A 19539-nucleotide genomic window follows, 5' to 3' on the forward strand; every position below is an offset into this window, starting at 1 on the left:
GGCGTGAGCCTACTACTCACGTGGGAACAACTCGAAGACGTGTCCGGATGCTTTTGCGTCGCGACCAGCGGTCCTGATCATGAGTTGTCCGGGTATGAGGGCAGATTTCTGCCCGGTTCGGACGGCCAGGAAGCGGGGCCGACGCACACATTATTCACGATCACTTGGCTGAAAACGTTCGCCCCCAGGGAATCTTCGCGGCCGTTCGTTCGTCTACCTCACAGGAGTTGGGTCACGGGGCGGGATCACCGAGGGACGAGTGGGGCGGACGCCGGGGGGAACAAGGCGTGGAGGTCCGCAGGTCTCCAATGGATCACATCCGCCCCATGCCGCTCCCAGGTGGCGTAAAACAGAGCAAGACGGGCAGCCACTTGGGTGTCGATGCCTGTGGCACCAGGGGGTTGGCCGGTGAACGGTGGGGAGTGACGAGGTCATGAACACGGCAGAGCGGCAGCCGTCGGCCGTCCGGGGGGCCGCGGCCGTCCGTCCCGGCGCGGGGGGCGGGGCCGAGGGAGCCCGGGGGGCTCGCCGTGCGGGCGGCGCGGGGGACGGCCGTGCGGCGCCCTCCGCGAGGGCGCTGTGGGTCGAGGAGCCCGCGAACAGGTTCCGGATGGCGGACCCGGTGCGTACGGCGGCGGTGCGGGCGGTGATCATCGTGTCGCTGACGCTGATTCAGGCGATGGTCGCCTTCTTCTGCACCCTCGCGGGGTCGTGGCTCGCGTTCCCGATGGTGCTGAGCAGCGTGGCCAGCACGGTGGTCGCGACCTGGGGCGTGCTCGACGTCTGGGTGACGCGGCAGGTGTGGAAGCAGCGGCACGGCGTGGTGTCCATACCCAGCAGCACCGCGCGGGCGCTGCGGCGTGAGCGGCGTCGGGCACGGCGGCGGGCCAGGTCGGCGGAGCGCGCGCGAATACGCGGCGAGCGGCGCGGTGGACAGCAGTTGTCCCACTCGTAGGCGACGTCCGGACGGTGCGACCGCGGCCGTGCGTCCGGACTATGGGTTGTGGGCTGTGGGCCGGTGCACCGGGAGCGGGTCGGCCGTGGCCGTGCGGCGAGACGGTCGGCCGTGGTCGTCCGGCGGGCGGACCGGCATCCGGACGGGCGGACGGGCGGACGGGCGGACGGGCGGACGGGCGGACGGGGCATGGTCGTCCGTCGCGCGGGTGGGGTTTCGCCGTACCGGGTGAGCCGCCTCAGGAAGGCCCGGGAGCGCCGGGGGCTGCCCCGGGGCGGCCGGAGCCGCCCCGGAAGGGCTGAGGGCGGCCCGCCGGATGGGGTGGGAGCGCGGCGCCGCCCTGGGATGCCGCCCACCGAGGCGGGGGCTTTGAACTCAGATCGCTCCGGTGGGCCGCTTGTACATCCGGGTCGCGGTGATCTCGCCATGGACGCCCTCGTCGGAGGCCGTCCGGTTCGGCAGACCGGGGCGCAGATGTTCCTCGACGCTGATGTACTTCAGACCGGCCCGCAGGTCGGCGTCATTGCGCAGCCGGATCACCAGGGGGAACTCCGCCAGCGCGGTCGTGTCGAAGAGACCGGTCGTGTAGAGCAGCTGCACACCGAGCGCGTCCGACACCGCGCGCTGGAGCTCCAGCAGATAGGTGGCGTTGGCGCGGCCGATGGGGTTGTCCAGGAACAGGGTGCCCGCGTGCCGGTGCTTGTCGCGGCCCCGGTCGTTGGATCGGAGCGCGGCCATCGTGCAGTACAGCGCGATGGCGGCGGTCAGCAGCTGACCGCCGGAGAAGACGTCGCCCATCTGTCCGACGGGCACCCGCTCCGCGCGCAGCACGGCGTCGGGCTTGAGGATCTCGACGGAGATCCCGCGTGGCTGGAGCGCGGCCTGCACCCCGCGCAGCAGCAGGGACATCCCGTCCCGCCGCAGATCGGAGTTCTTGCGGAGGGCCGCGCGGGTGGCCTCGTCGATGACCTCGCCGAGCCGTTCCACGAGGGTGGTCTGGTCGGGCTCCTCGAAGCGGATACGCAGGAACTCCTGGCCCGACCAGTCGCCCAGCCCTTCCGGGAGCCGGGAGAGCCGCTGCGCGGACCGCAGGGTGGCCAGCGCGGACTCCACGAGACCACGCAGCCGGTCCACGATCGAGTCGCGGTTGCGTTCCAGCTGGGCCAGTTCGTCGGTGAGGACGCGCAGCCGGGGTGCGAAGGCGTCGGCCCACTTCTGCGCGTGGTCGGGCAGCGCGGCGGCGGGCAGTTCACGGATCTGCTGCCGGGCCGGGGTGCGGACCTGCTCGTAGCGGGTGGAGTTGGCGTGCCGTACGAGGGTGTCGCTCGCCTCGCGCACCGTGCCGTCGGCGGTGGACAGGTCGGTCGCGCAGCCGCGCAGTGCCCGCCGGGTCTCGGCGGCGGCCCGGCGGGCCTCGTCGAGGGTGCCCGGGTAGGGCTCGGCGGTGTCCGCGGCGCTCTCGTCGTCCTGGTGGTCGCGCAGCAGGTCCCGCAGCAGGGCGGCGGTCTCGTCGAAGCCCCCGGCGGCGTCCTCGGCGGCGCGGTGCGCCTCCAGCAGGGTGGTGTGCGCTTCCCGGGCGGAGGCGACCGCCCCGGTACGGGTGGCGAGTTCGCCGGTCGCGGTCCGCAGCAGGGCCTGGGCGTGCTCGGCGTCCTTGGGTGTGAGCTCGTCGGGCAGCTCGGTGTGGGAGCCGCCGTCGTCGGGGGCGTGGCGCTCGGCTTCGCCGCGCAGCCGTCCGAGCTGCTCGCTGGCGAGCGAGGTGCGGTTCTCCAGGAGTTGGACGAGTTCGTCCGCGCGGGCGGCGGCGGCCTGCCGGGACGGGCCGTCGGACCCGTCGGGTGACTGGAGGAGCTGTGCGGCACGGGTGCGGACCTTGTTGCTGAGGCGGTCCAGTTCGGCGAGCGCGGCGCTCTCGTCGCTCTCGGCACGGGCCTGTTCGGCCCGCAGGTCGGCGCCGACGCCGACCTTCTCGTAGAGCTGTGAGGCGGCGCGGTAGGCCTCGCGCAGCGCCGGGAGCGACGCCTTCGGGGCCTCGTCGTCCGGGGCGGTCCGCGCCGACAGGTCGTCGGGGGCGCCCGCGATCTCGGCGCGTTCGGCGCGCAGGGCGCGGGCGGTGCGCCGGGCGTCGTCGGCGCCGCGCTGCGCGGCGCGGCGGTCCTCGTCGGCGGCGCGGGCGCGGTCCAGACAGGTCTGGGCGCGGGCCTCCGACTCGACGGCGTCGTCGGCGAGTTCCCGCAGTCTGACCTGCCAGCCCGCGCGTTCCCGCAGCCGGAAGGCGAGGCCCGCGAGGGCGTCGGCGGCGCGGCGGGCGCGCTGGGCGGTCTCCTGGCGGGCCTCGCGGAGCCGGGCGGCCTCGGTGGCGGTCTCCTCGGCCTCGGCGCGCGCGGTGCGGGCCTCGGCCAGTTCGCCCTCGGCCTCCTCGGCGAAGGTGTGCGCCTGGCGGGCCGCCGTGGCGAGTTCGGTGAGGCGCCCGGCGGGGCATCCCGCGCGCCAGGAGGTGAGCCGGGAGGCCAGCTCGCGGTCGCCTGCGAGCCGGGCGGCGAGCGCGCGGATCTCCTCGTCGCGGGCGGTGGCGCGGGTGCGCAGGGCCTGGCGTTCCTCGTCGGCGGCGTGCTCGTCGTGCATGGCCGGGTTCGGCGGGACGAGGAACACCCCGGAGTCGTCGCCGGTCCCGCTGGCCGGGGTGGGCGCGAGGAGGGCGGCGGCGGTGCCCACGGCGACGGCGGAGCGCGGGAGCAGGGCGGCGCTGCCGAGGGTCTCGCGGGCCCGGGTGTGGGTGTCGGGGTCGGTGATGACGACGCCGTCGACGAGTTCGGGGCGCGCGGCGAGCACCCGCGCGTGGTCGGCGGGGTCGACGGCCTGGGCGAGGTAGCGCCAGCCGGGCAGGGCGGGGATGCCGTGCTCGCCGAGGTATTCGACGGTCGCGAGGACGTCGGGGCCGGGGGGCAGGAGTCCGCCGTCACCGAGGGCGCCGAGGATGCGGGAGTCGTCGGCGGCGGCGGTGCGCAGGTCGAACAGCTGGCGTTCGGCGCCGGCCACGCCGTCGTCGAGGAGGCGCCGCAGCTCGTCGGCGACCCGGTCGAGTTCCTCGGGTGACAGGGGCAGGTCCGGGGCGGAGCCGTCGTCGTGGCCCGGACGGCCTCCCTGGGCGGCGGGACCCGTGGCGGTGTCCGGGCGGGCGCCCGCCGGTGTGCCCGTGCGGGGCTCGCCCGCCTTGCGGGGCTGCGGGACGGCGGCGCCGTCCGGGGTGCGGACGGGGGCCCCGGGCAGGCTGAGGAGTTCGGCGAGGCGTTCCTCCGCGGCGAGAGCCTCGGCGGTCAGCCGCTCGGCGTCGTAGGCGCGTTGGGCGGCGCTCGCGGCGTCGGCCGCGCGGGCGGCGGTGAGTTCGGCGCGGGCTTCGGCGGACGCCGTGCCGCGGGCCTCCTCGGTGGCGCGGTGGGCGGTCTCACGGGCGGCGTCCCAGGCGGCGACGGCGGTCTTCTCGGCGTCGCTGGCGGCGAGCGCGGCCCGCGCGGGGTCGGCGTCGGGGGCGGCGTCGTCCAGCCAGCCTGCGCGGACGGCCTCGGTGGTCTCCTGCTCGACCTCGTCGAGCCGCTGGCGCAGATGTCCGGCCTCGCTGCGGGCGCGCTGCGCCTCGGTGGCGGCGGCGGTCGCGTCGCGGTGGGCGGCCTCCCCGGTCTCCTGGAGGACGGCGGAGCGCTCCTCGCCCTCGTTGGCCAGGTTCTCGGCGCCCTCGGCGGCGGAGTGCAGGGCGCGGACGAGGTCGGCGGCGGCCCTCGCGCGGGCGGCGAGCGCGGGGGCCGCGTCCCGCTCGGCCTCCAGGATGGCGGCGGCGACCCGGCCGGAGCGGTCGGCCGCGGCACGGTGCCTGAGCACGTTCTCGGCGGCCTGCCACGCGGCGTGCAGCGTACGGGCGTCCGCCAGCTCGCGCTTCTGCGCGGCGGCGGTCCTCTCGGTGGCGGCCAGGGCGAGCGAGGCGTGCCGGTAGGCGAGTTCGGCGGCGATCAGCTCCGTACGGCCGCGCTCCCGGTCGGCCTCGGTGACGGTGTGCGCGGCGGCGGTGACCCGCTGGGCCAGTTCGGCGGTGCGGTGGCGTTCGCCCGCGCCCCGGGCGGACAGCGCGCGGGCGAGGGTCCGGGTGCGGCGTTCGGCGGCGCTGTGGACGTCGCGCGCGCGGGCGCGGGTGGCCGCGGCGTCCACGATCCGGCCGAGGAGGTCGACGGACCCCGCGGTGAAGTCGCGTTCGGCGATGAGCTCGTCGCGGCGGCCGAGTTTGTTCCCGAAGCCGCTGACGAGGTCGGCGAGGCCGTCGGTGTCGCGGGTGTCGGTGACGGCCCGCAGCAGCAGATCGGTGAAGTCGGAGTCCTTCTTGACGGCGAAGAGCCCTGCGGCCTCGCCCTCGTCGGCGTTCATCTCCCGCTGGTAGCGGAAGAGTTCCGGGTCGAGGCCGAGTTCACCGAGGTGCTCGGTCCAGCGCTCGTGGATCTCCTCCCAGTGCACATCGAGGTGCGGGTACGCCTTGCCCGCCTCGGTCAGGGCGTCGCGGAAGCCCTTCATGGTGCGGCGGCGGCCCTGCGCGCCGGAGGCGCCCTCCACCGGCGGGCGGACGGCGGTGGACTCGGCGACCGGCAGATTGTCCAGACCGAGGCCGGGACCGGGGCGCAGGGAGTACCACGCCTCGGCGAACTTGCGGGGGTCGCCCGAGACCTGGCGGCCCCGCCATTCGCTGACCTTGCCGACGACCACGCACTCCCCGGTCAGGGTGTGCTGCCACTCCAGGGCGACATGGCCGCAGTCGTCCGCGAGCAGGAACTTGCGGAGCACCCCGGAGCTGGCACCGCCGAGGGTGTTGCGGTGGCCGGGGAGCATCACCGAGAAGATCAGCTTGAGCAGGACGGACTTGCCGCCGCCGTTCTCCAGGAACAGCACGCCCGCGGGCGCGGGGCGGCGGGGCGGACCGACGGGCTCCGCCGCGAAGAACTCCGCCTGGGTGGGGGCGGGATCGGGCACGGGGGCGCCGACACCGCGCAGGTCCAGCACGGTGTCGGCGTAGCGCGCACCGGCCGGCCCGATGGAGTAGAGGCGGACCCGGGACAGCTCGTACATGGCGGCGGACTCTCGTCGAGGACCCGGACGCAGGGGGGCGTCCGGCGGATGGGGCGGGGGCGGTCGGGGCGGCGGAGGCGGTCGGTCAGGGCGGTGGGATCGGGCGGGTACCGGGGGTGGGGCGTTGACGTTGGCGTCGGGGGCGGGGTACCGGACAGGCGGGGCGGGGCGGGGCGTCAGGAGTGGAACGGGAGGCCCGCCCCGGCGACCAGCTCCAGGTCGTCGGCCTCGTCGGCGGGCAGCAGCGTCGCCGTGCCGTCCGACACGGGGACCACCCCCAGCTCCAGCAGCTCGCCCAGCGCGGCACTGCCCGCCAGGTCACGGACCTGGAGCTGATAGCGCGCGGTGGTGCGGTACGTGCCCCCGGAGTCGTCGCCGGTGCGCTGGAGGAATCCCGACTCGGTGAGGAACGCGACGGCCTTGGCGACGATCCCGGTGGTCGAACCGGCGAGTCTGCGGGCGTCCTTGGTGGCACCGGTCGAGCTGCGGCGGGCCCAGATCCGCCAGGCGGCCTCCAGTCCGGGGGCGTCGGTCGCGGGGTCGGTGTTCTCCCCCTGTGCCTCGGCGCGCTCCTCCAGCCGGTGGCACGCCTGCCGGACGAACGCGTCGACGCCGTTGACGGTGACACGGCCGATGTACGCGTCGTCGGCGAGGTCCTCGGGGCGGGGGAAGGCCAGCGCGGCGACGGCGAGATGGGCGAGGCCGTGCAGGAAGCGGTCGGCGGAGTCGGCGGCGGTGCGCCGGGCGTAGTCGCCCATCCGGACGGCGAACACCGAGTCCTCGGCGGCGGTGACGGCCATCCCCGCGCGCGGGGAGACCTCCAGGACGATCAGTCCGAGCCCGGTGGCGACGGCGTCCGCGAGGCGCGCGAACGGCGGGTCCTCCCGGTAGCGGCGCAGCAGTTCGGCGTACTCCTGGTCGCGGGCGGGCTGGAGCTTGGGCTGAAGGCCGAAGGCGACGAGCCGGGCCGCGTCCGCGGTGTCGGCGGGGGTGACGGGCGCGGCGGCCGTGGGCTGCTGCCGCTCCTCCGGCTCGCTCCACGCGGCGGTGTCTGCGTGGTGGTCGCTCACGGCTGGTGCTCCTCGGTGCGGTGGTGTGACGGTGTGCGGGGTAGGGCGACGGCAGGGCGGCGGCCGGCGGCCGGACCGGGGGCAGGTGCCCGACCGGCGGCGGGTGCCCGACCGGCGGCCCGACCAAGGGCGGGTGCCCGACCAGGGACGGCCGTCGGACCGGGTGCGGGTGCCGGGTGGAGGGGCTTCCTCATGCCGCCTCCTTGCGGTCGGCGGCCATGCCCGCCGCGTCCAGCAGCGCGGTGCCGACGATGAGGTCGGCGCCGCCGAACTCGATGTCGTCCAGCTCGGTGCCGTCGTCGACGGCGAACACCAGCTTCTCCTCGCCCTGCCGGTAGGCCGTACCGACCGGGGGACTCGCCGCGTGCACCGCGAGGAGGGCCACGAGGTAGGGCAGCTCGGGGTCGCCGCGCCGGGCCTCGGCGAGCAGCCCGGACAGCCGCCTGGGGGCGTCGGCGGGCAGGTCGAGCAGCCGGCGCGCGCTCGCGAACTGTTCCTCGCTGAACCGGCTGTCGTCGGGGGTCGCGATCAGATCGGGCTCGGGCATCTCGGCGCCGAGGTGCTCCCGCTCCTGGGGCGGGGTGAGCAGGATGTCGACCAGATCGGTCACCCGTACGGACACGGGGGTGCGCAGGCCGGTGCCCCCGGCGAAGAACGCGTCGGTGACCCGCTTCGCCTGCTCGACGGGCAGCGGCAGGGTGGGGGCCACGAGCTGGCCGTACAGATCGAGTCCCGCGCGCGCGGTGGGCGCGGCGAACGCCTGGCGGTCCTGCTCGGCGCGGAACAGGGGGCCCGCTTCGAGGAGACGGGACTGGAGCTGGGTGTGCCGGCGGATGCAGTCCTTGACGATGTCGACGAGCTCGGCGGCGCGGCGCTTCTGCTCCGGCTCCTCGGACTCGTCCCGCGCCTTTCGGATGTTGGTGAGGATGGCGTTCTCGTGGCGGTAGCGGTCGGCGACATGGTCGAGGGCTTCGTCGATCATGTCGGGGACGCCGTGGAGCCAGTCGACCGCGCGGACGTTGCGCCGGGTGGCGTCGAGGGCCCTGCGGAGCGTCTCGGAGTACTGCACCGTGCGGTACCGGGCCTGCTCGGCGGCGAGTTGGGCGTCGGCGAGGCGGCCCCTGCGGATCAGGACCTCCAGCTTGACCTCGGCGGCGATCTGCGCGCTGGTGACGTCGGTGTCGAGGGCACCGACGAGGACGTTCACCGCCTCGTCGGTGGTGCGCAGGAAGACCCCGCCGCCGTAGCCGGGGACCTCCTCGACGAGTTTGAAGTCGTAGTCCCGGCGCACATAGGTGCCGTCCGGCGCGAAGGTGCCGTACACGGCGCGGAAGCCGCGGTCGACACTGCCGACGTTGATCAGGTTCTCCAGGACCCAGCGGGCGACCCGCTCGTGCTCCTCGCCGGGGCGGGCCGGGGCCTGGGCCGCGATCCGGGGGACGAGCCGGGCGACGATCTGTTCGTGGTCGGCGCCGGTGTCGAAGTCCATGTTCAGGGTGACCAGGTCGATGGCGGCGAGCGCCACCTCCGCCATGCCGTACCCGGAGTACTCGCCCGCGAGGTTGGCCTTGCGGGCGTCCAGGTCGTGCAGCGGGGCCGTGCACGCGAGCGCGCGCAGCCGCCGCGCCAGGCCCTCGTCGGCGGCCGGGCCCGGGGCGGGCCGCGCCGCCGCGCTGAGCTGGGGCGGAACGGATTCCGTCGAGGCAGGCGAAGTCACGTGGCACAGCCTAGGTCCTCGGTCTGACATCGACCCAAACGACGCAGAAGCCACGGGCGCCGCCACGGGAGCGCGGCGCGAGGCGGGTCGGGCCGCGGGTGCCGACGAGCGCGGGGGAACGCCGGCCGCCACCGGGTCCGCGGCCCGCCTCCGTCGGGGATTGAGGGATCGTCGAACGATCCTCTACCGTGCTCGGCAGGACACCGCCCGCTCCCCCCGCTCCCCCACTCACCCGCGCCCCGTCCCCGGCACTCGGCTCCCCTCATCCCCACTCCCGTCACCCAGCGCCCCGCCGCCTCACCTCAGCCCGCAACCCGCAACCCAGCGCCCCGACCCCGCCACCACGCCCCACCCAGCCGCTCCCAGGTCGAGAGAGGTCCCATGAGCACCGTCGACGACCGCACGCGCGCGGGACGGTCCATCGAGGCACACCCGGGGGTCATCGACCTCAACGCCGATCTCGGTGAGGGCTTCGGCCGCTGGACGCTGACCGACGACAAACAGCTGCTGTCCGTCGTCACCAGCGCCAACGTGGCCTGCGGATTCCACGCCGGGGACGCCGTGACGATGCGGCGGGTGTGCGAGCTGGCGGCGGCCCGGGGGGTGCGGATCGGCGCCCAGGTGTCGTACCGCGACCTGGCGGGGTTCGGGCGCCGCGCGATGGACGTGCCGTCCGACGAGCTGGCGGCCGAGGTCGCCTACCAGATAGGCGCGCTCGGGGTGTTCGCGCGCGCGGCGGGCACGCGCGTGGCGTACGTGAAGCCGCACGGGGCGCTGTACAACCGGGTCGTCGGGGACGGGGAACAGGCCCGTGCCGTGGTCGACGGGGTGCTCCTCACCGGGGAGCCGCTGCCGGTCCTGGGGCTGCCCGGTTCACGGTTGCTGGAGGCCGCCGCGGGGGCCGGACTGCCGGTCGTCACCGAGGCGTTCGGGGACCGTGCCTACACCGACGAGGGCACCCTCGTCCCGCGCGGCCTCGACGGTGCCGTCGTCACGGACCCGGACGCCGTCGTGACCCGGTCGGTGGGGCTCGCGCGCGAGGGCGCGGTCGTCGCGCACAGCGGACGCGAGATCGAGGTACGGGCACGGTCGCTGTGCCTGCACGGCGACACCCCCGGGGCGGTGCTCCTGGCCCGCCGGGTGCGCGCGGAGCTGGAGCGGTCCGGGGTACGGGTCGAGGCGTTCGTATGAGGCCGCTGGAGGTCGGGGCGCACGCGCTGCTGGTGGAGCTGGACAGCGGTGAGGAGGCGCGGGCCCTGCACGCCGAACTGCTGCGCCGCCGCGCCGCCGGGGAGCTGCGGGTCCGGGAGATCGTCCCCGCGGCCCGTACGGTGCTGCTGGACGGTCTGGACGATCCGAGGGGGCTGGCGGCCCGGCTCCCGGCCTGGTCGGTCCCGCCGCCCCGGTCCCGCGCGCGGGACGTCGTGGAGTTGGCGGTGCGCTACGACGGACCGGACCTCGCGGAGGTCGCGGCACTATGGGGTGTCAGCCCCGGTGAGGTGGCCGCGATCCACTCCGGGACGGAGTTCCGGGTCGCCTTCTGCGGGTTCGCGCCGGGCTTCGGCTATCTGACGGGCCTGCCGGACCGCTACGGGGTGCCGCGCCGCGCCACCCCCCGTACGGCGGTGCCCGCGGGGGCGGTGGCCCTCGCGGGGCCGTACACGGGGGTGTATCCGCGGGCGTCGCCGGGCGGCTGGCAGCTCATCGGCACGACCGACGCGGTGCTGTGGGACCACGCGCGCGTGCCCGCGGCGCTGCTCGCCCCGGGCACCCCCGTACGGTTCGTGCCCCAGGAGCGGCCGTGAGCGGCCACCCGGGCGGGGTGGGGTGTTGACGACCGGCCGCGCGGTGGTCGTCGTACGGGCGGGCGCGCTGACCACCGTGCAGGACCTGGGGCGCCCGGGGTACGCGCATCTCGGGGTGCCGCGGTCCGGGGCGCTCGACGCGCCGGCCGCCGCCCTGGGCAACCGGCTGGTCGGCAACGCGCCGTCGGCCGCCGTTCTGGAGACGACCGTGAACGGCTGCGCGGTGCGTACCCGCCAGGGCGTCACGGCGGCCGTCACGGGGGCGCCCTGCCGGGTGACCGTGGACGGTCGCCCCGCCCCCTTCGGCGCGCCCTTGTGGGTGCCCGCCGGGGCGGTGCTGGACGTGGGGTCGGCGGTGGCCGGGGTGCGGACCTGTCTGGCGCTGTCCGGCGGGGTCGCCGTCGAGCCGGTGCTGGGGAGCCGGTCGGCGGATCTGCTGTCAGGGCTCGGGCCCGCGCCGCTCACCGACGGGTGCGTACTGCCGCTGGGGCCGGAGAACGCGCCCCACGCGCGCGTGGACGTCGCCCCGCAGCCGGGACCGCCCGCCGAGCTGGTGCTGCGGGTGCGGCTCGGGCCGCGCGCCGACTGGTTCACGGCCGACGCGCTGCGGACGTTCGGCACCCGCGTGTACCGGGTCTCCTCGGCGAGCAACCGGGTCGGGCTGCGTACCGAGGGGCCGCCGCTGGAGCGGGCGGTGAGCGGGGAGCTGCCCAGTGAGGGCATGGTGCTGGGCGCGGTGCAGGTTCCGCCGGACGGGCGCCCGGTGGTGTTCCTCGCCGACCATCCGACGACCGGCGGCTATCCGGTGGTCGCCGTGGTCCTCGAGGACGGTCTCGCGGCGGCGGCCCAGGCACCTCCGGGCACACCGGTGCGCTTCGTCCCGGTCGGCCCGGGCGCGATCGGCTCCCGCCCGGTCGGTTCCGTTCCGCCCGCGCGCCGCCCCTGACCCGGCCGTCCTGACCGGGCATCCTGACCCGAGCCGTCCTGATCCGGCGCCCCTGATCCGTCCGGTCCCGACGGACGGCGACCGCAGCCGCGAGGTCGCCGCGGCGGGCCTGCCCGCGAGGGTGCGACGGGCGGTTCGCGGCGGTATGTCAGCCGATCGCCCGGCGACGCGGCGGGCCGCCGGGCGCGGCGGCCGCGAGCGTCTGCGTCTGCGGGTGCGTCCGCGGGTGGATGTACCCGTCGGCGGACTCACACGTGGGTGGGTGTACCCGTGGTGGCGGTACCGGTGGTGGAGGTACGGCCGGGCCCGGCGGCGCTTCGGGGGCGCGGCGGGGTCAGGCGGCCTCCGGTCCGATCCGGCTGCGCACGGCGGTCTGGACCTCGTCCTCCTCGGCGGGGTCGGCCGCGAGCCTGCGCAGCTGCTCCACCACGCGCGCGTCGCCGGTCTCCGCGTGCCGTGCGGCGATCTCGCGGGTGGTCTCCTCGCAGTCCCAGAGGCATTCGACGGCGAACCCGGCCGGGAACGAGCCGTCGGTCGCGGCGAGCGCGCGGGCGGCGCGTCCCCGCAGCTGGGAGGAGGCGGTCTCCCGGTACACATGGCGCAGTACGGGTGCCGCGCAGACGATGCCGAGGCGGCCGGCCCCGTCGACCAGGGTCCACAGGGTGGGTGCGTCGGGGCCCTCGGCGCGCACCGCCTCGCGGAGGGCGTCGAGGACGAGCATGGTGTCCTGGGTGCCGCCCCGGCAGGCGAGCACGCGTCCCGCGGCGGCGCCGAGCGTGTCGGGCCGCTGGACCCAGGCGCGGGCCCGGTCGACGGCGGCGGGCCCGCGCATCCGCTCGAAGGACTCGACGGCCGCTTCCGCCACGGTCGCCGAGGGGGAGGCGACCGCGATTTCGATCAGGTCGAGGGCGAAGGGGTCGTGGGTGTCGGCGAGATAGCGCAGGGCGGTGCAGCGGGCGCCGTCGGCGCCGTCGCGGGCGGCCCGCACGATCTCGGCGTGGTCGTCGGGTCCGGCGACCGCCGTCAGGCAGCGGGCGGCGGGCACATGCAGGGGGGTACCGCGTTCGGCGCCGCGTTCGGCCCAGTCGAGGACGGCCCGCACGCTCCAGTCGGGGCGTGGCCCCGTGGAGTCGAGCTGGCGCTGCCAGCGGTCGAAGGAGCCCTGTTCGCGGGCGGCCCGCACCCGGGCCGCGACGGATTCGCGCGGGTCGTCGGCCCACAGCCGCCAGGGCCGTGGCTCGAAGGCGTCCCGGACGGTCGCGGCGAGCGCGGCCTCGCCCTCGGTGTCGCGGGCGAAGCGGGCGAGGACGGGGGCGGCCAGCGAGCGCAGCCCGGCGTCGTCGTCGCGCAGCGCCAGTTCGTCGAGGGCCCAGGCCCAGTTGCTGCCGACGGTGGCGTACCGGCGGAGCAGCTCCAGGGCGTCGCGCCGGCCGTAGGCGGCGAGGTGGCCGAGGACCGCGAGGGCGAGTCCGGTGCGGGACTCGTCCGGGTCGAGGACGTCCTCCGGGTGGAAGAGGTGGGCCTCGACCGCGTCGAGCTCGCCGTCCAGGTCGAGGTAGAGGCGGGCGTAGTAGAGGGAGCGGTTCTCCGCCTGCCAGTCGTGGCGGGGATCGTGGAGGACGCAGTTGTTGAGTGCCGCGAGCGCGTCGGCCCGCGGGGCGGTGAGCGCGTGCAGTGTGCCGTCGCCGCGGCCTCTCTGAAGGAGACCTAGCAGCGTGCCACTGGGCGCTATGACCGAATCGAACATGGGAAACAGCCTCACATCAAGCGTCGACGTGACCAGGGACTCGCGACTACCAGGTCTCGCGGCAACACGTCGGGGCGCCCGTCGTCTCATGCTTGTGGTAGACCATCTCTTCCTCTGCCTCTCGTCGGTGGCCCGTGCCGGGCCGTTCAGGGCCCGCGCGGTGCGGCAACACCTGCCCCGCCGTCGCGTCCGTGAATCACCTCGTCATGATGACCCAGGCGTTCACAATGCCGCGACCGATTTCCCGGACCGGCGTTCCGCCTGGTCAGGGGGCGGTGCTCAGCCTGTACCGAAGAGTGCCAGCAGGTGTGTCCGGCCGAACATGCGGGCCGTGTCGACGGCGGAGGGCGTACCCGCGGTGGGGTCCGCGCCGCCCTCGACGAGGGCCTGGACGACGGCGTCCTCGCTCTTGAAGACGGCGCCCGCGAGCGGGGTCTGGCCCCGGTCGTTGACCCGGTCGGGGTCGGCGCCGCGCTCCAGCAGGGCGCGGACCGTGGCGACGTGGCCGTGGTAGGCGGCGAGCATCACCAGGGTGTGGCCCTGGTCGTTGGTGAGGTTCGCCGGGACCCCGGCGTCCACGTACGCGGCGAGCCGCTCGGTGTCGCCCTGCCGGGCCAGACCGAAGAGCTTCGTCGCCAGCTCCACGACCTCGGCGTCGGGGGTGGGGGCGGCCCCGGGCTCGGAGGCTTCGCTCATCGGTCGGACCTTCTTTCGGGCAGCGGGCAGGGGCGGGGGGCCGTGCGGGTGAAACGTCAGGGTACTGCCCGTCGGGGCATATGACGGGCCGAGTCCTCGGTTCGGTGCCGGGCGGCCCGGGGCGTGGCCGTGGGGATGTCCGGACGGGGTGACCGGGAGGGTCCGGACGGGGGTCGGCTCCCCGCCGTCCGGGTGAGCGGATGTCCGCTGTTCAGGCGAAACGTCCAGCAATTCACCCAGTTGCACCTTTTATCGTATGGATACCTCCTGTGAGCCTGGAACAACTCATGGTGTCTGTCCCCACCGACCAGGAGAAACCTCATGATCCTCTCCATCTCGGGCGTCGTGCTGCTCGGAATCATCGTGTTCCTGTTCTTCCGGAAGGACGGCCTCAAGGGCTCGCACGCCGTGGTGTGCGCGCTCTTCGGCTTCTATCTGGCGAGTACCGCCATCGCGCCGAGCATCAAGGCGGGCGGGGCGAGCCTCGCCAGCCTGCTCGGCGGGATCAAGTTCTGACCCAGTCCCCCGCACCCCCTCCGCACGCACCTTCAGGAGACCGATGTGGCCCGGCGCCCCCTTGCCCGCGTCCTGCGTGACGGCAGCGCACAGATCGCCCGAAGCCGGGAGCTGGCCCGGTCGGCGGCCGACAGCGCCACCGATGTCCTCCATCCGCTGATCACGATCACTCGCGGACTGCACCGCCTGGCCGGGGCCGGGCGGCGCAGATGGACCGACACCCCGGCCGACCGCCGGGGCGGACTGCTGTTCCTGGCGGCCTCCGTCGTCCTGGTCGTGGCACTGCTGCCGTACGGACCGCTGCTGGCCGTCATCACCCTGATGGCGGCGGCGGCCTGGTACGGCCGGGACCGGGCACCCGCGACCCCGGCGGGCCCCGACGAGTCCCAGGTCCAGCGGCTCACCTCGCTGTACGAGGCGCTGGTCCCGTACTTCTCCGTCGCCGAGGACCCCAGCCCGCTGTACGCGCACGGCGGTGACTGGGAGAAGGCCTTCGACGCCTTCGAGTTCGACGGCGACGGGCGGATCAGCCGTCTCCTGGTGCGCTACCCGGCGTACTTCACGGACGGCGAGCCCGCCGCGCGCGCCCGGATCGAACATCTGCTGCACGCGAAGTCCGGGCGCGGGCGCGAGTACCGGTTCGACTGGGACGAGGAGGGCAACGAGCTGACGGTCGCCGTACTGCCGCCGCTGCCCACCGACATCACGGCCCAGCCGTTCGTCACGGCCCCCGGCGAGATCGTGCTCGGCTTCACCGACCCCACCGGTGTGCGGCGCACCCTCCCCGTCCGGCACGGCGACGGACACCGGGACGAACCGCCCGTCGTCTGGCGCACCGGGTACCGGTCCACCGAACCGCATCTGCTGGTGGTCGGCGCGCCGGGCAGCGGTACGTCGACCCTGCTGCGCTCGATCGCCCTCCAGGCGCTCCGGCACGGTGACGTCCTGATCGTCGAGGGCACGGGCACCGGCGAGTTCGCGTGTCTGGCCGGACGGGCCGGGGTACTGGCCGTCGCCTGCGGACCGGCGGGCGCGCTCACCGCGTTCCAGTGGGCGGCGGACGAGACGGAGCGGCGGCTGGTCGCCGCCAACCAGGCCCGCCAGGCGGGGCATCCCCCGCCCGAGGACGTCACCCGCCCGCTGTACGTGCTGGCCGACCGGCCCTCCGCGCTCGGGCGGCTCGCGGCGGACGGGCAGGGCGAGGGGGACCGCGATCCGCTGTCCCTCCTCCAGGTCCCGCTGCGGCACGGCCGGGCGGCGGGTGTCACGGTCGTCGTCGCCGATCAGTACGACAGCTACGACGGCACGATCACCGTCCCGGACAGCGTGCTCCCCTGCACGCGCGCGCGGGTCGTGCTCGGCCCCGTGGCCGACCGGCTCGCCGGGGTGCTGGGCGCGGCGCCGTCCACCACGCCCGCCCCGCGGATGCCACCGGGCCGGGGGCACGCCCGGCTCGGCGACGGACCCGTGCTGCGCTTGCAGGTGCCCGCCACCCCCGACCCGTACGACGACGCCACGAGCGACGCGCACCGGCAGGCCGTGCTGGCGCTGCTGCCGCCCCGGGCCGCCGCGCCGGGCGGCGAGGGCGCCGCGGACGTCGAGGGCCCGCCGACCCAGGAGGTACGGACGGCCCGCGCGGACAGGGTCCCGATCGAGACGGCGGCCGCGGAGGGCTGACCGCCCCGGCGACCGTCCCGCAGCCGTCGCCCACCCCCACCGGCCCCGCGCGTCCCCGACACCACGCGTTCCTGGTGGACGGTGGACGGTGAGCGGTGCGCGGTGCGCGGTGGCGGCTCGAACCACGAACGGGCACATCACGCCGTATGAACGGGCGCCCCGGGCCACGAACGGCACCCGAGGGCCACGGCGACGTACGCCCAGGCCGCGAACCCGCGCTCAGGCCACGAACGTGCGCGGGGGCTCGGCGCCGTGCGCCCCGCCCGCACCGCCGCGCACCAGCCGCGCCGCCGCCGCGAGACGGGACGCCGCCTCCTCCGCGACCGGGCCGCCGACCGTGAACGGCAGTCGTACATAGCCCTCGAAGGCGCCGTCCACCCCGAACCGCGGCCCGGAGGGAACCCGTACCCCGACCCGCTCCCCCACCTCGGCCAGCCGCGATCCGGACAGACCGCCGGTGCGCACCCACAGGGTCAGACCGCCGTGCGGCACCTCGAACTCCCAGTCCGGCAGCTCCCGGCGCACGGCCGCCACCAGGGCGTCCCGGTTCTCCCGGGCCTGGGTACGGCGCAGGGCGACCGCCTGCTCCCAGCCGTCGCCGCGCAGCAGCCAGTTGACGGCGAGCTGTTCCAGTACGGGGGTGCCGAGGTCGGCGAAGGCGCGGGCCGCGACCAGACTGCGGATCACATCGGGGGCCGCGCGGACCCAGCCGATACGCATACCCGCCCAGAACGCCTTGCTCGCGGAGCCGACGGTGATCACCGTGGAGCCCGCGGGGTCGAAGCCGCACACGGGCCGCGGCATCGGCAGATCCGGGTCCAGCCGGACCTCGCTCATCGTCTCGTCCACGATCAGGACGGTCCCCGCCGCGCGGGCCGCCTCGACCAGGGCGCGCCGCTGGTCCTCGGGGATCAGCGCCCCGGTGGGGTTGTGGAAGTCCGCGACGACGTACGCGAGGCGGGGCGCCGCGTCCCGCAGGACCTGGCGCCAGCGGTCCAGGTCCCAGCCGCCGAGCCGTTCGGCCATGGCGACGGGGACCAGCCGGGCGCCGGCCTCCCGCATCAGCTGGAGGATGTTGGCGTAGCTGGGCGACTCGACCGCGATGCGTTCGCCGCGCCCGGCGAAGAGATGGCAGATCGCGTCGGTCGCGCCCATCGCCCCGGTGGTGACCATGATCTGCTCGGGCATGGTGGGGATGCCGCGCGCGGTGTAGCGGGCGGCGATCATCTCCCGCAGGGCGGGCAGCCCGGCCGGGTAGTCGCCGTGGGTGTGGGCGTACGGCGGCAGTTCCTCCAGCGCGCCGTGCACGGCGCGGGTCAGCCAGGGCTCGGGGGCGGGGAGCGCCGCGCAGCCGAGGTCGATCATCGACCCCAGGGCCTCGGGGGGCAGCGGTTCGAGGCCGCGCGCGGGGAGGGGGTTCCCGGCGGGGACGGAGGTCCAGCTGCCGGCGCCGCGCCGGGACTCCAGGAAGCCCTCGGAGCGCAGTTCCTCGTAGGCGGCGGCGACGGTGGTGCGGCTGACGGCGAGGGAGAGGGCGAGTTCGCGTTCGGCGGGGAGGCGGGCGCCCACCGGGACCCGGCCCTCCAGCACGAGCAGCCGGACGCCGTCGGCGAGCGCCCGGTAGGCGGGGGGCTTGCGGCTGCCGGGGCCGGCGGGGCGGTCCTGCTGGGAGCTGAGCAGCCGGGCGAGCTGTGCCGCTCCGACCGTGGAGGTCCACTGCACCATGCTTTTCAGTCCACCTTTATCGGATTGGCCATGGATCGATGGTTCCTGCAAGCCACAGAGTGACATGAGCCAGGCCACCATCACCACAGAGGGGCACTGCTTTGCCGATCACACGCTTCACCCGGAGTCCCCGCGACCCGCAGGCCGCCCCCGCCCGTCTCCCCCGCCGCCTCACCCAGCTCTACGGCGGCCTCACGCTGTACGGGGTGAGCTGTGCGCTGATGGTGGAGGCGGGGCTCGGTCTCGAACCATGGGGTGTGCTGCACCAAGGCCTCGCCGAGCTGACGGGCCTGACGATCGGCGTGGTCACGATCGTCGTGGGCGCGCTGGTGCTGCTGCTGTGGATACCCCTGCGCCAGCGCCCCGGTCTCGGCACCGTCTCGAACGTGATCGTGGTCGGCGTCGCCATGGACGCGACGCTCCTCCTGTTCCCGGACACGCGAACGCTGGCCGTCCGCGTTCCGCTGATGGTGCTGGCCGTCCTGCTGAACGGCGCCGCGACCGGCCTCTACATCGCGGCGAACTTCGGTCCGGGCCCGCGTGACGGGCTGATGACCGGACTGCACCGCCGCACCGGGCGGTCCATCAGACTGGTGCGCACCGCCCTGGAGGTCGCGATCGTGGCCACCGGCTTCGCGCTCGGCGGCACCGTCGGCGCGGGAACGGTCCTGTACGCCCTGGCGATCGGACCGCTCGCCCAGCTCTTCCTGCGGATGTTCGCCGTCGCACCGGCCTCCGACCTCGCCGATCCCCCCGCGGACCGGACTCCCGTCACCGGGGTGTCGCCCGGACACGCGATAATCCGGCCGTGACCTCCCGTACCCGGCACCCCTATCTGGACCATCCCGCGCCGCTCGCGTTCGCCCATCGCGGCGGCGCGGCGGACGGCCTGGAGAACACCGTGGCCGCGTTCCGGCGGTCGGTGGCCGCGGGCTACCGCTACATCGAGACGGACGCGCGCGTCACCGCGGACGGCAGACCGGTCGCGTTCCATGACGCGACGCTGGACCGGGTGACGGACGGTGCCGGGCGTATCGCGGACCTGCCCTGGTCGCGGGTGCGACGCGCGCGCGTGGGCGGCACCGAACCCGTACCGCTCTTCGAGGAACTGCTGGAGGAGTTCCCCGAGGTCCGCTGGAACATCGACGTCAAGGCGGACGCGGCCCTCACCCCCCTGCTGGCGCTGATCGGCCGCACCGGCGCGTGGGACCGGGTCTGCGTGGGCTCGTTCTCCGAGGCCAGGGCCGCCCGCGCCCAGCGGCTGGCGGGCCCCCGCCTCGCCACCTCCTACGGGATGCGCGGGGTGCTCGGGCTGAGGCTGCGCGGGTACGGCGTGCCCATGGCCCCGCGCGGCTCTGCGGTGTGCGCGCAGGTACCGGAGAGCTGGGCGGGGGTGCGGGTGGTGGACCGGCGCTTCGTCCGGACGGCCCACGCGCGCGGGCTGCCCGTGCATGTGTGGACGGTGAACGACCCCGCGCGGATGCACGCCCTCCTCGAACTCGGCGTGGATGGCATCATGACCGATCACATCGACACACTGCGGTCGGTCCTTCAGGACCGGGGCGTCTGGGTCTGAGCG

At 75.3% G+C, this 19539-nt stretch carries 14 protein-coding genes; 8 read left to right on the forward strand and 6 right to left on the reverse strand.

The annotated features are described in order from the left end of the window. The first annotated feature begins 433 nt into the window (after positions 1-433). The gene (locus AB852_RS22645; RefSeq protein ID WP_073791775.1) at positions 434-955 is read left to right on the forward strand and encodes a hypothetical protein; all 522 of its coding nucleotides are present in this window, start codon (positions 434-436) and stop codon (positions 953-955) included. A gap of 375 nt (positions 956-1330) precedes the next feature. Here the strand turns inward: AB852_RS22645 and AB852_RS22650 are convergent, their stop codons facing one another. The 3 genes from AB852_RS22650 to AB852_RS22660 form a co-directional block, all read right to left on the reverse strand. Continuing rightward, on the reverse strand, positions 1331-6061 hold the full coding sequence (locus tag AB852_RS22650) for a coiled-coil domain-containing protein (protein WP_073791777.1): 4731 nt from the start codon (positions 6059-6061) through the stop codon (positions 1331-1333). Positions 6062-6237: 176 nt separating this feature from the next. Then, on the reverse strand, positions 6238-7131 hold the full coding sequence (locus tag AB852_RS22655) for a hypothetical protein (RefSeq protein WP_073791779.1): 894 nt from the start codon (positions 7129-7131) through the stop codon (positions 6238-6240). 190 nt (positions 7132-7321) lie between these two features. Beyond that, positions 7322-8848: a hypothetical protein gene (locus AB852_RS22660; RefSeq protein WP_073791782.1), complete on the reverse strand. Its 1527-nt coding sequence runs from the start codon at positions 8846-8848 to the stop codon at positions 7322-7324. 381 nt (positions 8849-9229) lie between these two features. Between AB852_RS22660 and AB852_RS22665 the strand changes: the two genes are divergently transcribed. The 3 genes from AB852_RS22665 to AB852_RS22675 are packed head-to-tail and all read left to right on the forward strand — an operon-like array spanning position 9230 to position 11599. Continuing rightward, a complete protein-coding gene (locus AB852_RS22665; RefSeq protein WP_073791784.1) occupies positions 9230-10039 on the forward strand; it encodes a LamB/YcsF family protein in 810 nt (269 codons plus the stop codon). Continuing rightward, a complete protein-coding gene (locus AB852_RS22670; RefSeq protein WP_073791787.1) occupies positions 10036-10653 on the forward strand; it encodes a 5-oxoprolinase subunit B family protein in 618 nt (205 codons plus the stop codon). Before AB852_RS22665 ends, AB852_RS22670 begins: the two co-directional genes overlap by 4 nt. Before the next feature lie 25 nt (positions 10654-10678). Further along, positions 10679-11599 (forward strand): 5-oxoprolinase subunit C family protein, encoded by a 921-nt coding sequence (locus AB852_RS22675; RefSeq protein WP_073792371.1) that lies wholly within the window; start codon positions 10679-10681, stop codon positions 11597-11599. A gap of 334 nt (positions 11600-11933) precedes the next feature. Here the strand turns inward: AB852_RS22675 and AB852_RS22680 are convergent, their stop codons facing one another. Further along, a complete protein-coding gene (locus tag AB852_RS22680; protein ID WP_073791789.1) occupies positions 11934-13346 on the reverse strand; it encodes a HEAT repeat domain-containing protein in 1413 nt (470 codons plus the stop codon). A 279-nt stretch (positions 13347-13625) separates the two neighbouring features. Then, the gene (locus tag AB852_RS22685; protein ID WP_073791792.1) at positions 13626-14042 is read right to left on the reverse strand and encodes an ankyrin repeat domain-containing protein; all 417 of its coding nucleotides are present in this window, start codon (positions 14040-14042) and stop codon (positions 13626-13628) included. A gap of 321 nt (positions 14043-14363) precedes the next feature. Between AB852_RS22685 and AB852_RS22690 the strand changes: the two genes are divergently transcribed. Together AB852_RS22690 and AB852_RS22695 are read left to right on the forward strand one after the other, a co-directional pair. Next, a complete protein-coding gene (locus AB852_RS22690) occupies positions 14364-14558 on the forward strand; it encodes a hypothetical protein (RefSeq protein WP_073791794.1) in 195 nt (64 codons plus the stop codon). A gap of 45 nt (positions 14559-14603) precedes the next feature. Beyond that, on the forward strand, positions 14604-16235 hold the full coding sequence (locus AB852_RS22695) for an FtsK/SpoIIIE domain-containing protein (protein WP_073791796.1): 1632 nt from the start codon (positions 14604-14606) through the stop codon (positions 16233-16235). A gap of 219 nt (positions 16236-16454) precedes the next feature. Here the strand turns inward: AB852_RS22695 and AB852_RS22700 are convergent, their stop codons facing one another. Beyond that, on the reverse strand, positions 16455-17960 hold the full coding sequence (locus tag AB852_RS22700; RefSeq protein WP_073791798.1) for an SCO1417 family PLP biosynthesis transcription factor: 1506 nt from the start codon (positions 17958-17960) through the stop codon (positions 16455-16457). A gap of 101 nt (positions 17961-18061) precedes the next feature. On the opposite strand from AB852_RS22700, the gene yczE reads away from it, so the two are divergent. Together yczE and AB852_RS22710 are read left to right on the forward strand one after the other, a co-directional pair. Then, positions 18062-18772 (forward strand): membrane protein YczE, encoded by a 711-nt coding sequence (gene yczE, locus AB852_RS22705; protein WP_425444184.1) that lies wholly within the window; start codon positions 18062-18064, stop codon positions 18770-18772. Beyond that, on the forward strand, positions 18769-19536 hold the full coding sequence (locus AB852_RS22710; RefSeq protein WP_073791801.1) for a glycerophosphodiester phosphodiesterase family protein: 768 nt from the start codon (positions 18769-18771) through the stop codon (positions 19534-19536). Before yczE ends, AB852_RS22710 begins: the two co-directional genes overlap by 4 nt. Positions 19537-19539: the final 3 nt, after the last annotated feature.

It is taken from the genome of Streptomyces uncialis, from assembly GCF_001905345.1.
In the GTDB taxonomy this organism is placed as follows: Bacteria; Actinomycetota; Actinomycetes; order Streptomycetales; family Streptomycetaceae; genus Streptomyces; species Streptomyces uncialis.